Annotated in this window: 10 protein-coding genes; 5 read left to right on the forward strand and 5 right to left on the reverse strand. The window is 50.0% G+C overall.

The annotated features are described in order from the left end of the window. Window positions 1-20: 20 nt before the first annotated feature. The gene (locus tag LG219_RS00315) at window positions 21-755 is read left to right on the forward strand and encodes a LytR/AlgR family response regulator transcription factor (RefSeq protein WP_226762562.1); all 735 of its coding nucleotides are present in this window, start codon (window positions 21-23) and stop codon (window positions 753-755) included. 51 nt (window positions 756-806) lie between these two features. Here the strand turns inward: LG219_RS00315 and pssA are convergent, their stop codons facing one another. The 3 genes from pssA to LG219_RS00335 all read right to left on the reverse strand — a co-directional run bounded on the left by pssA (window position 807) and on the right by LG219_RS00335 (window position 5,697). Next, window positions 807-2,147, reverse strand: coding sequence for a CDP-diacylglycerol--serine O-phosphatidyltransferase (pssA, locus tag LG219_RS00320; protein WP_226762563.1), 1,341 nt, complete (start codon window positions 2,145-2,147; stop codon window positions 807-809). A 143-nt stretch (window positions 2,148-2,290) separates the two neighbouring features. After that, window positions 2,291-4,282 (reverse strand): glycosyl hydrolase family 18 protein, encoded by a 1,992-nt coding sequence (locus LG219_RS00325; protein WP_284691454.1) that lies wholly within the window; start codon window positions 4,280-4,282, stop codon window positions 2,291-2,293. A 320-nt stretch (window positions 4,283-4,602) separates the two neighbouring features. Next, on the reverse strand, window positions 4,603-5,697 hold the full coding sequence (locus LG219_RS00335; RefSeq protein WP_226762564.1) for a PLP-dependent cysteine synthase family protein: 1,095 nt from the start codon (window positions 5,695-5,697) through the stop codon (window positions 4,603-4,605). Window positions 5,698-6,567: 870 nt separating this feature from the next. Here LG219_RS00335 and LG219_RS00340 point away from each other — a divergent pair. Then, on the forward strand, window positions 6,568-7,524 hold the full coding sequence (locus LG219_RS00340) for a GSU2403 family nucleotidyltransferase fold protein (RefSeq protein ID WP_226762565.1): 957 nt from the start codon (window positions 6,568-6,570) through the stop codon (window positions 7,522-7,524). A 129-nt stretch (window positions 7,525-7,653) separates the two neighbouring features. On the opposite strand, the gene xseA is transcribed toward LG219_RS00340, so the two are convergent. Together xseA and LG219_RS00350 are read right to left on the reverse strand one after the other, a co-directional pair. Then, window positions 7,654-9,015, reverse strand: a complete 1,362-nt coding sequence (gene xseA, locus LG219_RS00345; protein WP_226762566.1) for an exodeoxyribonuclease VII large subunit — start codon at window positions 9,013-9,015, stop codon at window positions 7,654-7,656. A gap of 461 nt (window positions 9,016-9,476) precedes the next feature. Next, window positions 9,477-10,169, reverse strand: coding sequence for a FadR/GntR family transcriptional regulator (locus LG219_RS00350; RefSeq protein WP_226762567.1), 693 nt, complete (start codon window positions 10,167-10,169; stop codon window positions 9,477-9,479). A gap of 184 nt (window positions 10,170-10,353) precedes the next feature. Here LG219_RS00350 and uxuA point away from each other — a divergent pair, with 184 nt between their 5' ends. The 3 genes from uxuA (at window position 10,354) to uxaC (ending at window position 13,980) form a co-directional block, all read left to right on the forward strand. Beyond that, entirely contained in the window at window positions 10,354-11,409 is a 1,056-nt protein-coding gene (uxuA, locus tag LG219_RS00355) for a mannonate dehydratase (RefSeq protein WP_226762568.1), read from the forward strand. Beyond that, window positions 11,406-12,260 carry an SDR family oxidoreductase gene (locus tag LG219_RS00360; RefSeq protein WP_226762569.1) on the forward strand — a complete coding sequence of 285 codons (855 nt, stop codon included), beginning with the start codon at window positions 11,406-11,408 and terminating at the stop codon, window positions 12,258-12,260. Before uxuA ends, LG219_RS00360 begins: the two co-directional genes overlap by 4 nt. Window positions 12,261-12,585: 325 nt before the next feature. Then, window positions 12,586-13,980 carry a glucuronate isomerase gene (gene uxaC / locus LG219_RS00365; protein WP_226762570.1) on the forward strand — a complete coding sequence of 465 codons (1,395 nt, stop codon included), beginning with the start codon at window positions 12,586-12,588 and terminating at the stop codon, window positions 13,978-13,980. Window positions 13,981-13,996 lie beyond the last annotated feature (16 nt).

Here is a 13,996-nt window from a genome sequence, read left to right on the forward strand (position 1 = left end):
AACTGAGGTCAATTTTAACGATGCCAACTGCCCTAATTGCCGATGACGAGCCGCTATTGATGGCGGCGTTTGCCAGTCGCCTTGCTGTCGTTTGGCCGCAATTGCAAATTGTCGCGCAGGCCAAAAATGGCGTTGAAGCGGTGGCGCTACTGAGCCAATGGCAGCCCGATTTTGCTTTTTTGGATATTCGTATGCCGGGACTCAGTGGCTTGCAAGTTGCTGCCACTTGGCGCGATACGCGGGTGATTTTTGTCACCGCGTATGACGAATACGCCGTGGCCGCCTTTGAGCAATCGGCGGTGGATTATTTATTAAAACCAGTCAGCGAAGCGCGGCTGGCGCAATGCGTGCTGCGCTTGCAGCGCGAAGCCAAACCGAGTGTCGATTGGAACCAACTCAGTCGTGAACTAATCGCACCCGCGCCGCCGAGCTATTTGCAATGGCTCACTGCCAGCCTAGGCGACAGCACCCGGCTGATTGCGGTGGATGAGGTGCGCTATTTTCAGGCCACCGATAAATACACCGAAGTGGTGACCGACGGTGGGCGGTTCTTGATTCGCACGTCGCTCAAAGACTTATTGCCGCAACTCAATCCGCAGTATTTTGCCCAAATTCACCGCAGTTATTTGGTGAGTTTGCCCGCCATTGCCAAAATCGAAAAAGACCTACTGGGCCGCCAGCAAATCTATCTAAAAAACAATTTCGCCATCTTGCCGCTCAGCCGCAGCCACGCCGCACAATTTAAACAAATGTAGGGGTATAGCGTGCCGGCGATTATTGAATAATATGCCTAGGGCAATACCTGCTTATAAAAAGCGCGAAAGTAAGCGGTCAACTCGGATTCGCGATAGGCGGGTGAGGAGTTTTTTGATTTTCTCGGGGTAGTCGGCAAGGGTTTCTAGCTCGGTATAGCTGGCGATGCGCCGAGTGTGTTGGCGGATGTGTTGCAGCTCGGCCGCGGTGCTGGTGCTGAGCTCGCCTTGTGGGTCGTGAATTAAGAGCGCGTTTTCTAAATCTAAATTAAACGCCCGTGGGTTGAGATTATTGCCGGTAAGCAATTGATAATCGTCGTCGACCCAAATGCCTTTCAGGTGAAAACTATGGCCGATGTCGTGCCAGAGTAAAATATTCAATTGCCCAGTTTGCATAGCTTTGTGCTGCGCTTTGGCAAAGCGGCGCAAATTGGCTTCGTATAAATACGGCAGCGCACCGATGGTTTTAAAAGGCTCGCTCGGCGGAATGTAAAAATCGTTCGCCGTTTTGTCACCAATGATTAATTCAATCTGTACGCCGGTTTTGATTAAGCTATTGAGCGCCTTGGTGACGCTGCGTGGCAAATTAAAATACGGCGTGCAGATGACAATCTTGCGCTCGCTAGCGGCGATCAATTTTAAAATCAAGCGATTAAGCGGATTGCGCTGGCCAACGCCAACCCACGGGGTGATCGCCAGCCCAGCTTCGGTATGGCTGCTGCCTTGCAGTGAGTAGCGCGCGGTTTTTAATTGTTGGCGACAATGCCGAATTTCGCCGCGAATGGTTTTGGTGCTGGGAATGTTGGGTCGATCCAGACGATGCACTGCGGTTTGGCTCAGTAGCGCCGTTTGAAAAAACTGCACCATGCTATCGGCCAGCGCTGGGTTGTGCAGCACATGGTAGCGATCGTAGCGATAGCGATCGCCAACGTGTAAATACACATTGTTCAGGCTGGCGCCGCTATAGATTACCGTGTCGTCTATCACAAAGCCTTTGAGGTGCAATACGCCAAGTAACTCACGGCTTTGCACCGGTACGCCATAAATCGGCACTTCGAGATGCTGTTGCTGCGCACGCTGCTGATACCAAGCGGCGTTGCCCGATTCGGCCTTGGCACCAATCAGGCCGCGCTGCGCGCGATGCCAATCGACAAAAACGGCAATGTCCAGTTGCGGTTGCCGCGCTTTGGCGGCGTATAGCGCCGACAAAATCAGATCGCCGGCGGCGTCGTTTTGTAAATACAGTGCGGCGATGTAGATGCGGCGTTGTGCTGTGGCGATGTGTTCGAGCAGCCGTTCACGAAATTGAGCGCTCGATGCTAAAGCTTCAAAGGTGTCAGCCGATTGGGCAAAGCGCGGTAAGGCGCTTAAAAAAGCGCGGGGAGATTCAAACAAAATGCGAGCCTAAATTTAAAGCGATATTGCTGCAATATGGGGCTTGATGTTGCAAATTCAAGCGGAATTGCCCGATGGTAGTGATTAAAAAAGCCACCCGAAGGTGGCTTTTGGCTTATTGCAAGCCAAGTGGCATGCGGGGTTTATTTGATCTCGGCCATGGTTTTGGTGAGTGTTGCATTGCTGTCATCGCCATCGAGCGCCCAGCTAAAGCTACCGCGTAGGCCTTGCGCTTTTACGTATTCGTTTTTTAAACGAATGGTGGTGACGTCGTCGTAGCTCCACCAGTCGCCAGTGCTGGTATACAGCGACAGTTGCTTGGTGACAGGATGATATTTACGAATACCCGCAACGTCTTTGAGTGCTTTGTAGTCGCCATAGCCCGCTTCGGTTTGAACGCCCACTTTAGCTGCAGCGCGGGTTTTCTTTTGGTACAGGCCATCGTTGATATTGGCGACGCCACCAAAACCGCGACCGTAATACGGAATGCCCAAGGTGATTTTGTCGCGTGGCATGCCATTGGCGATTAATTTATTCAGCGCATCGTTGATGTTGTAGTTACGGGCAACGCCAACAGTTGGATCGGCTGGATCGGCATACAGATGCGAATGGAAGTTACTGGTTTCATCCCAGTCGCCATGGAAGTCATAGGTCATGACATTGACCCAGTCCATTGATTTGCTGTATTGCGCTGGCTCGGTTTGGTCGATTTTTTCGCTGCCGGCACCAATGGCAGCGGTGAGGTAGTAGTGTTTATTGTTTTGCGCCACGCCATAAGCGTCTAATTGCTTGCGGAACTCAGCCATCAGCAAAGTGAAGTTCTTTTTGTCGTTGACCGTATCGACGACATTGCTGCCAATGCCTTGCACGCCGGGGTATTCCCAGTCGATATCAATCCCATCAAAGATACCCGCTGCTGCTGCGAGCCCACCTGCTGGGTCGCCGCCTGATTTTTTGAGGTTGCCCTTGAGGTAAACATCAATACATGAGGCAACCAGCGCTTTGCGATTGGCATCGGTAGCCGCAGCAGTTGAGAAATACCGTGACCAAGTCCAGCCGCCCAGAGAAATAAATATTTTTAAGTTCGGGTTTTTGGCTTTGAGTTTTTTGAGCTGATTAAAGTTGCCCTTGAGTTTGTTTTCCCACACATCGGCAACGCCATCGACTGAATCTTTGGCGGCGTAATCCATTTGATAGTCGGCCCAAGCATCGCCACCATCGCCATTGGGGTTGTTGTCGTTGGCTTTATTGATGCCGCTATCGCACTTGATTGAACCGTCGGCTTGTTTGTAGACATTACCAAACGCGTAGTTAATAAAAGTGAGTTTGGCGGCCGCGCCGCTGTCTTGCACCGCTTTGGCATAAAACGCGCTGTCGTACACTCCCCATTGTGTGAAGTAAGAGCCAACTTCACGTTGCCCAATTGGATTGGGGCTAACGGTTGGTGTTGGGGTGACGGTTGGGGTGACGGTTGGGGTGACGGTTGGGGTGACGGTTGGGGTGACGGTTGGGGTGACGGTTGGCGTGACGGTTGGCGTGACGGTTGGCGTGGCTGTTGGGGTGACGGTTGGAGTGACGGTTGGGGTGGCTGTTGGGGTGACGGTTGGGGTGACGGTTGGAGTGACGGTTGGAGTGACGGTTGGCGTGGCTGTTGGGGTAACGGTTGGAGTGACGGTTGGGATTGGGGTTACAGTTGGAGTTGGGGTGGCGTCGCTTGTACCGCAAGCGCCAAGGTCTTGCCATACATCGTTACTGCCTGGTGCATTGCCTTGCGTCCACCATTTGGCTTTGTAATTGTGGTTGTTGTAAGTCACTAGATTGCCGCCGGTATAAACCGTGGATGCATTCCAAATGGCAATGGTGCAGCTGTTTGGTGATGTGCTAGTGCTTGGGGTTGCGCTTGGACTGGTGCTGGGGGCGGGGCTGCTGGTGCTCGCAATCAGCTCCCATGGACCCCAAGTGTCGGCGCCAGGCGTATTGCCTTGCGTCCACCATTTGGCTTTGTAATCTTTGCCAGAGTAAGTAACAACGGCAGCCGCTGAATAAGCCGTGCTGCTGTTCCAAGCGGAGGCCGCAATGGCGTTGACCGATGGAATGCTTAATGCAGCCGCAATGACTGCGAGTCGAAAATTCATTGTATTGTCCTCTCATCCTATTTGGGGTGAATGCTAATGCGCTGACATCATGCTTAGCATTTCGTATTAGTCAGCTTGTTTTAAAGTTACGCTTGCTGACTTGAGAGCAGTGTTGTTGATCTGGGAATGGCTTGTCAAATTTAATTGGCAGGGTGTTTTATTGTTTAACATCAGTTAATTGCTGGGATTTTTAGCCTGTGATTTTGGCGCTAAAAACCATGTGGTGGGGCGAGCTGATCCATCAGGGATTGAATGCAAAATAAAAAAACGCAGCCCATTGCGAGCTGCGTTGTTGGTTTGATTTACATGCCACAGTCGAGTTAACTTTTATCCGCGCGCTGCAAGTCGCTCAGTGCGCCCGCTTGCTCGATTTTGGCGCTGAGGTCAGCCAGCTCTTGCTCAATATCGATGCCGTGTTGACTGAGCCATTGTGGATTGTAGTAAGAATGCGCGTAGCGATCACCGCTATCGCACAACACGCTGACAATACTGCCCGCTTCGCCACGCGCTTGCATTTGGTGGGCCAGTGCTAACACGCCGATCCAGTTGCAACCGGTCGATCCGCCAACACGGCGCCCCAGATAATTCGATAACCAATGTGTTGCCGCCAAGCTCATCCGGTCGGGCACTTTAAACATGGTATCAATCACGTGCGGCATAAATGACGCTTCAACACGCGGGCGGCCAATGCCTTCGATTTTAGAGCCTTGCTGCAAGGTATGGTCTTTGCGTCCGCTGCAGAAAGCATCAAAAAACACCGAGTTTTCTGGGTCAACGCAAGCAATTTGCGTGGCATAACGGCGATAGCGCACAAAGCGGCCCAAGGTGGCGCTAGTGCCGCCAGTGCCCGCGCTGGCAACGATCCAGCGTGGAATTGGGTGACGCTCTAAGCTCATCTGCGCAAAAATCGATTCGGCGATATTGTTATTCGCACGCCAATCGGTAGCCCGCTCGGCATAGGTAAATTGGTCGAGAAAGTGCCCTTGCGTTTCATGAGCCAGACGCTGCGATTCGGCAATCAATTGCGTTGGGTCGGCTACTAAGTGGCAGCGGCCACCATAAAAAGTAATCGCCGCGATTTTTTCGGGGCTGGTGCTGGCCGGCATCACCGCAATAAACGGCAATTTTAGCAAACGAGCGAAATACGCTTCAGAAACGGCGGTCGATCCGCTCGACGCTTCGATTACCGTGCTACCGGCATGCAGCCAGCCATTGGTGAGCGCATACAAAAACAAAGAGCGCGCTAAACGATGTTTTAGGCTGCCGGTAGGGTGGCTCGATTCGTCTTTGAGGTAGAAATCAATATCGGGGTAGGCGGCCAAATGAATCGGGATTAAATGGGTATCGGCTGAGCGATTAAAATCCGCTTCAATGGTGCGGATGGCTTGGTGTACCCAATCGCGATTGCTGGTCATGTCAATCCTCAAAAATAAAAATAGTGCCGTGGATTTTAACGGCAGTGGTCAGGGCTGGCATCGGGGTATTTGCTTAGCCGGCTTGTTTTGGCGCAAGGATTGTGCTGCAAGGTTTGGGGTATTGAATCCTAGCCTTTATTTAACATTGGCTTGGATTAAATACCCCTGTTTAATAGCTGATGCTCAGCTTACGTGTTAAGGGGTTTGAGGGTTTGCGGCAAGGCGTTTTACGGTCGTAATCTGCGGCGCGAACTTATTTAAGCTGCGTAAAATCACAGTTTTCCTGATTGTACCTTTGCTGCAGAAGCCCATAAAAAGTATGCTCTTTGTCGGCGCGGGCTCGCCCGAGAATGCGAGCGCAATAAGGAAAACCTTCGCTGGCAAGCCAACGCCTACGGAGCGCTGTTGAAGCAGAGGCATAATCAGGCCGGTTTTTGCTTGGTTAAAGATAGTAAGCAAAGAAAGGCTCCGGTATGGTTCACATCGATCGAATATGGCATCCCGCTGGCCCATTACGCCACAGCCAAACTTAGATTGCAACTTACTCGGAATGACGGATTTAAACTGGGCGGTGGGCCGTAATGGTCAACAGCGTACTTTCAGTCGCTACGATTTTGGCGTATCTGAACGGCTGTAGTTGCTACTATTTCAAACGCTCAAGGTGGTGTTTACGCAAACTTCGGCACTTCGACCAAAGCAGATATTTTAAATATCATTTTTGTTTTATTTTGTCCCAAACATTGGTTTGCGTATTAAGCAATACACCGTATTTCCGTACTTTTTCAAAAACAACGAATCATACAGAAATTCGTTTAAATACAATGAATTTCCGTATAATATTTTCTTATGCAGATTTATACGGAAAACGTGATGTTTCAAGAGCTGAACGACAATCAAATGCGGCAGTACATCGACGCAAAAGCGGCATTCATGAACCTTGCTATTGCTAAAGAACAAGCCAAAGAAGTCAGGGGCGGCATGTACTGGAAGAAAGTGGGAAAGCATGAGTATTTGGCCCGCACGAACACGAGCAATAATCAAAAAATCATCGGCACTCGAACCCCTGAGAATGAAGAAATTTATGCGCGTTTTATGACGCGGAAACAAGAAATAGAACTTCGCGCCAAAACATTAAAGGCCACAGTTCAAACCCATCAGCGCATGAATCGAGCCTTGCAGATTGGCCGAGCACCTAACCTTGTCGTAAAGCTGCTCAACATCCTTGCTGAAAACAATTTGCTTCCTTACTTCACGGTCATTGGCACATTCGCGCTGTATGCCTACGAGTCAGCGGCGGGCATTCGCATTGAAAGTGAAGGTGCATTACAAACGCAGGACGTTGATATGCTTTGGCATATTGGCAAGCGGGTTCAGTTTTTTATCGAAATGAACCGAACGCAAGAAAAAACCATGATTGCGCTATTGCGTAAAGTTGATCCAACATTCCAGCTCAGTCCAACGGGAAGCGCCTATTCGGCCATTAACGATCAATCCTTTGAAGTTGAGTTTATACGCGCACCATCAAAAAATGGAGAACCACACCCCATTAGCTTTAGTGATGCATCTGAGTATGCAGATTTAGCGCCAGTTGGCATCGTCAATATGGAACGTTTAATGTCGGCGAAGCGAATGGAAACAGTGGTCGTGGCCGTGTCTGGCGAAATGGCGCTGATGCCCACGATTCCGCCAGATGTTTTTTACAAGCACAAATACTGGCTAGCCGAGCAAAAGAACCGTGATCCACTCAAGATGCGTCGCGATCGCAACCAAGCTGCAATCGTTGAGTGCATGGTGAGTGAGTACTTACCGCAATACCTTCCCGAGTAATATTGTCGTGAGGCCGCTTTGACCGAACTGATGACGCTGTTGGTCCTGCTTTTGCGTGCGGTGCGCTTGAGCCAGGTTTTAAGCCTCGTATCGACGGCACGGCAGCAACGCCAAACCAAAACATCCCCGTTAAATTGGCAGCTCTTTTTGTTCAACCACGCCTTGGTTGACGTTGACGCTGATTTTTTCGTCGGCAAATTGCACATTGAGCGTGTCACCGGCGCGCACTGCGCTGGCTTGGCGAACGAGGGTGCCATCGGTTCGGCTCACCAGTGCGTAGCCGCGCGCTAACACCGTTTGCGGATTCCATGGGGCGAGTTTGAGTGTGGCTTGCTCGATTTGCTGGCGCTGGCTTTGAATTTGCCCGTGCATGGCGCGCTGCAAGGCTGCGCGCAATTGCGCCAGCCGCAGTTGTTGGTGTTGTACATTGGGCAATTGATGCTTCAGACGCAACGACAGGCGGCTAAGGGCTTCTTGTCGCTCAATGAGTTGGCTGTGAAAGCGATGCGTAAAGCGGCTGCGCAGTAATTGCAGTTGCGCTTGCTGGCGGGCGAGTTTTTGCCCCGGATGCTGTAGGCGGCGACCAAGCTGATCGACTTGCAGCATTTTATTGTGTAGCTCGCGCTCAAATGCCCTAACCAGACGCTGCTGCTGGTGGTGTAATAAATTGAGGAGTTCTTGCCGATTGCGGCTCACTAGTTCGGCGGCCGCAGTTGGGGTTGGGGCGCGCAAATCGGCGGCAAAGTCGCAAATGGTAAAATCTGTTTCATGGCCAACGCCGCTCACCACCGGCATATTGCACGCGGCGATGGCGCGGGCGACGACTTCTTCATTAAACGACCATAAGTCTTCTAAGCTGCCGCCACCGCGACACACAATCAGTACGTCGACTTCGTCGCGCTGGCTGGCGGTGCGAATGGCATTGGCAATTTGCGGCGCGGCATCCAGCCCTTGTACTGGGGTTGGGTATAAAATCACTGGTGTATTCGGTGTGCGGCGCGCCAGCGTCGCCAGCACATCGCGCAGCGCGGCGGCCGCCGGCGAGGTGACAATGCCGATGGCCTTGGGATAGTGCGGCAGTGGGCGTTTATTGTCTTGATCGAACAAGCCTTCGCCAGCGAGTTGCTTTTTAAGCGCTTCAAAGCGCTCAAACAAGGCCCCCAAACCCGCCGGGCGCATCGCTTCGATGGTGAGCTGAAAATCGCCGCGCGCTTCGTACAAAGTCACAATCGCCCGTGCTTCAACTTGCAAGCCTTCGCGCGGTTGAAAATCGAGTAAACCCGCCCGATTGCGAAACATCACGCAGCGCACCTGCGCGCCAGCATCTTTAAGGCTGAAGTAGCAATGCCCTGAATCGTAACGCTTAAAATTGGAAATCTCGCCAACCACCCAAAGTTGCGGCAGGCCAGTCTCTAAAAGCGTGCGTACTTTTCTATTCAGCTGCGTGACAGAAAATACAGTACTTTGTGCTATTGACAAATCAGTTTTCACGCGAATCCAGCCTTAATTAATCCACAAAATCGCCAATCTAAGCCACTTGGCATAATGTTTTAAAGTTGTAGTTTATTTGATGGTGTTAAGTTGTTGATTTTTATCAATTAATTGTTTTTGCCTAAAATCTAGGCAAACTAAACAAATCAAACTAAAACCACGCTTTTGGCCCCGTTTTTAGCACTTCCCCACAAAATTGTCCACAGAAACTGAGGATTAAAAACGGACTACATTTTGTCAATAAAGTGCTTGCTGAACCGAAACTTTCAGTTGATTCCAATGCTTAGATCTGCATTTTTGCAACAGACTTGAGGCATTCTCATTCAATTTGGCTCAGCAGTACGCTCAATTTTAAAGCCCAACGCACGGTGTATTTTGCGTTAGGACTGCGTGTATTTAGGGTGGGGGCCGAGTTTGGCCATCCGCTAATGCGGGTTTGGCCAAGTTGGCGTCGGGTGCGGTTAGCTGAAGTTGGGTTTGAATAATTTACTGTAGACATGCTGCAAATGCATGCGCATGGCTTGGCGGGCGGCGTTGGCGTCGCGATTGACTAATGCTGCGGCGATGTTTTGATGGTCTAGCAGCATTACTTCCGATACGTCATCGGCGCAAAGCGCTTCAAAGCGGGTAAATATCGCGCTGTAACGCTGATTCCATAAGTCTTTGAGGATTTTTTCTAAAATCGTATTGCCTGTGAGCTCGCCAATTAAAAAGTGAAATTTCATGTCTAAATCATGAAATTCACTGCTGTCTTTGGCGTTGTCTTGCATTTGCTGCATTACTTGTTGCAGCGCTAATAATTGCGCGTCACTGGCATTGATGGCGGCCAGCGCTGCGAGTTCACCTTCGATTAGCTCTCGGGCCTTGAGTAATTCTTCAACGCTGATTTCATCAAATTCATTCGGTTCGGCTTGGACGGGTAGTAAATTTTTAACAAAAACGCCATTACCGGTCCGAATATCGACCCAGCCTAAGATCTCCAAAACGATTAAAGCTTCGCGTACCGATGAGCGACTCACGCCCAGTTGCTGGGATAAGTCTCGTTCGGCCGGTAGCGCTTGTCCGGCAATGAATTTGCCTTCTTTAATTTGTTGAATCAATAGCTTAGATATTTTTTGGTACAGTCGTTCTGCTTTAATAATAGGTAATGGCATTTACTTCTCCGTCGCGCGAATGCTTTGGCTGCTCCTAGTGGAGTCGGCGTCACTGTATCGATAAAACAAGTGGGATCCACTAGAGGATATCCCTTACTTGCGGTGGGGGTTCGAATCATTATAATCGATTTTATTGAAATTGGCCTGACCACTAGGCCATCAGGCTATTTAAAGGAGTGCAGTAATGAAGATGACTTTTCGTTGGTACGGTGCAAGTGATCCGGTTTCTCTGGAATATATCCGTCAGATTCCTGGTATGGATGGCATTGTCTCTGCGGTGTACGACATTCCTGTTGGTGAAGTTTGGCCAGTCGAAAATATTCAAAAGCTCAAACAAACCATCGAGTCGCACGGCCTTAAATTTGAAGTGATCGAAAGTGTGCCGGTGCACGAAGACATTAAATTGGGCAAACCGAGCCGCGATCGTTTGATTGCCAACTACGCCCAAACATTACGCAATTTGGCGCAGTGCGGCTTAAAAGTGGTTTGCTACAACTTTATGCCGGTGTTTGATTGGACGCGCACTACGCTCAGCATGCCTTTGCCCGATGGTTCAAATACCTTGGCGTTTAGCATGGCCGAAGTGGCCCAGATCGATCCAGATCAAGGCATTTCTCTGCCCGGTTGGGATAGCAGCTACACCCCAGCAGAGCTCAAAGCGCTATTGGCTGAATATGCGTCAATTGATGAAGAAACCTTATGGGCACATTTGAGCTACTTCTTGCACGGCATTATTCCGACGGCCAGCGAAGTGGGCATCAAAATGGCGATGCATCCAGATGATCCGCCGCGCCCAATTTTTGGCTTGCCGCGCATTATTAAAAACCGCGCTGACTTGCAACGCTTATTGGCGATGATTGATACGCCTGCCAATGGTTTAACGCTGTGCTCAGGCTCTTTAGGCGCGGATTGCAATAACGATATTGTGGAATTGGTTCGTGAATTTGCTGGCCGTGGCCGAATTCATTTTGCGCATTTACGCAATGTCAAAGTCAATGCCGCTGGCGACTTTCACGAAACCAGCCACAAATCGAGCGATGGCTCTTTAGATATGGGGCAGATTGTTCGCGCTTATTTTGAGGCGGGTTTTGACGGCTATGTGCGTCCAGACCATGGCCGAATGATTTGGGGTGAAACCGGCAAGCCTGGTTACGGTTTATATGATCGCGCCTTGGGTGCGGTGTATTTGAATGGCTTGTGGGAAGGGATTGAAAAAGCCAAACAGGAGCAAGCACAATGAAATTGCCATTTGAAATTGATTTGCAAAACAAAGTCGCGGTCGTGACTGGCGGCGCGGGCGTGTTATGCGCTGAATTGGCGGCGGCCTTGGCCAAAAATGGCGCAAAAATCGCCATTTTGGATTTGAACCCAGTGGCAGCAGAAGCCGCAGCGCAGCAAATGCGTGATTTGGGTGCAACGGCGATTGGCGTGGCATGCAATGTGTTGCAGCGTGAATCGCTCGATGCTGCGGCAGCGCGGGTGTTGGCTGAGTTGGGCCCTTGTGATTTATTACTCAATGGCGCTGGCGGCAATCACCCTAAAGGCACCACGGGGCAAGAGTATCTGGATGTAGATCGTTTAGACGACCCAGAATTGACTAGTTTTTTTGATCTTGATCCCGCTGGCGTTGAGTTCGTGTTTAACCTCAATTTCCTCGGTACTTTGCTGCCAACCCAAGTGTTTGCGCGGCAAATGCTAGGCCGTACCGGTTGCAGCATTATCAATATTTCGTCGATGAGTGCGTTTTGCCCATTGACCAAAATCCCAGCGTATAGCGCCGCTAAAGCTGCGGTGAGTAACTTTACGCAATGGCTGGCGGTGCATTTTAGCAAAGCGGGTATTCGGGTGAATGCTTTGGCGCCGGGCTTCTTTTTGACGCAGCAAAATCACAAATTATTGATTGATGAACACAGCGGCGAATTCACCGCGCGTGCGCAAAAAATCATTCAGCAAACCCCGATGGGCCGCTTTGGCGAATCGCACGAATTGGTCGGCACTTTGCTCTGGCTCGCCAGCGAAGATGCGTCCGGTTTTGTCAATGGCACCGTGATTGCGATTGATGGCGGTTTCTCTGCTTACTCGGGCGTTTAATTTTGGCAATACACTGGGGTGGTATTGAGTTGTAGTCACTATCCATAAAGGCCTACATCGCAATACCCATTGGTGATTGATTGAAATTGTAAATATTAAAGGTTTTATTTTTTGCCAAAGGTTTGCATCATCGCTGTAAGCCTAGCTGGTTCGACGTACTGGCCGGGGTTTTCCGAATGAACGTCGCACTTTAGCCAAGTAAAGCCAATGCAATAAAGATGCTGATTTTGCCTCAGTTTGAGTGCAATAGCGGATGCACGGCGAGCGCAAAGCCAGTATGCGCTTGCCGAGTCACTGAGCAAATCAGCAGCAAAAGGACAGCATCATGAAATCGTTTATGGATCAGGATTTTTTACTCGATACCGGCGTGGCACAGCAGCTTTATCACGACATTGCCGCCGATTTACCCATTATTGACTACCACTCGCATTTGCCACCGAAAGAAATTGCCGACCGTAAAGCGTGGCGCAATATCACCGAACTCTGGCTCGGTGGTGATCATTACAAATGGCGCTTAATGCGTAGCGCCGGGATGGATGAATCGCTTATTACTGGCGACGCTGATGACGAAGCCAAATTTAACGCGTTTTGTTCAGCCTTGCCGCAAGCGATTGGCAATCCGATTTATCATTGGTCGCATTTAGAATTACGCCGAATTTTTGGGATTGATACCATCATTAATGCCAAAAATGCATCGCAACTGTGGACGGACATTAATCAAAAATTAGCGCAGATGGATAGCTGGTCGATGCTTAAACAGGCCAATGTTGAAATTGCTTGTACCACCGATGATCCGGCTGATGATTTGCTTGATCATCAACGCATTGCCAATTCAGCATTAAGCACCCGTGTATTACCGGCGTTTCGTCCGGATAAAGCCATGCGAATTAATGACGCTGGATTTATTGATTACTTAGCGACGTTAGGCCAATGCAGTGGTGTTGAAATCCATTCGTTTAAGCAATTAATTACCGCTTTGGCCAAGCGAATTGAATTTTTCCATTTGCAAGGCGCGCGTATTAGCGATCATGCCGTCGATTTGGCTTTGCCGCATCAAGTGATGAGTGACGCTGAATTAGAAATCGTTTTCCAGCAGCGTTTAGCGGGTCAATTGCTATCGTCAGCAGCGCAATCGCAATATCTATTTGCCATATTGGCGCAGTTGGCTCCGCATTATGCCGCCCACCAATGGACGATGTGTTTACACATTGGCGCGCAGCGCAATAATAACCAACGCCAATTGATTCGACTCGGCGCCGATACCGGTTATGACGCGATTTCTGGTATGGACGTTTCGTTGGGTTTGGCGCATTTACTCGATACGCTCGATGCCCAGCAATGCCTGCCTAAAACCATGCTGTTTTGTTTAAATCCGAATTTAAATGAAGTGCTGTCGACTTTAATGGGTTGTTATCAAGATGGCTCGATTGCCGGCAAAGTGCAATTTGGCCCAGCTTGGTGGTTTAACGATCATAAAGAAGGCAATTTGCAGCAATTTATTACCTTGGCCAATCACGGGGTATTTGGTGCATTTGTTGGTATGGTGACCGATTCGCGTAGTTTTGCTTCGTATCCACGACATGATTATTTCCGCCGTTTATTGTGCCGCCAAGTCGGCGCGTGGGTGGAGTCGGGTGAATATCCGCACGACGAAGCGGCATTAAGCCAAATTATTCGTGGCGTGTGTTATGACAACGCCAAAAAATATTTCTCTTTATAAAAAAATAGTCAATCGC

Source organism: Deefgea salmonis (genome assembly GCF_020531905.1).
In the GTDB taxonomy this organism is placed as follows: Bacteria; Pseudomonadota; Gammaproteobacteria; order Burkholderiales; family Chitinibacteraceae; genus Deefgea; species Deefgea salmonis.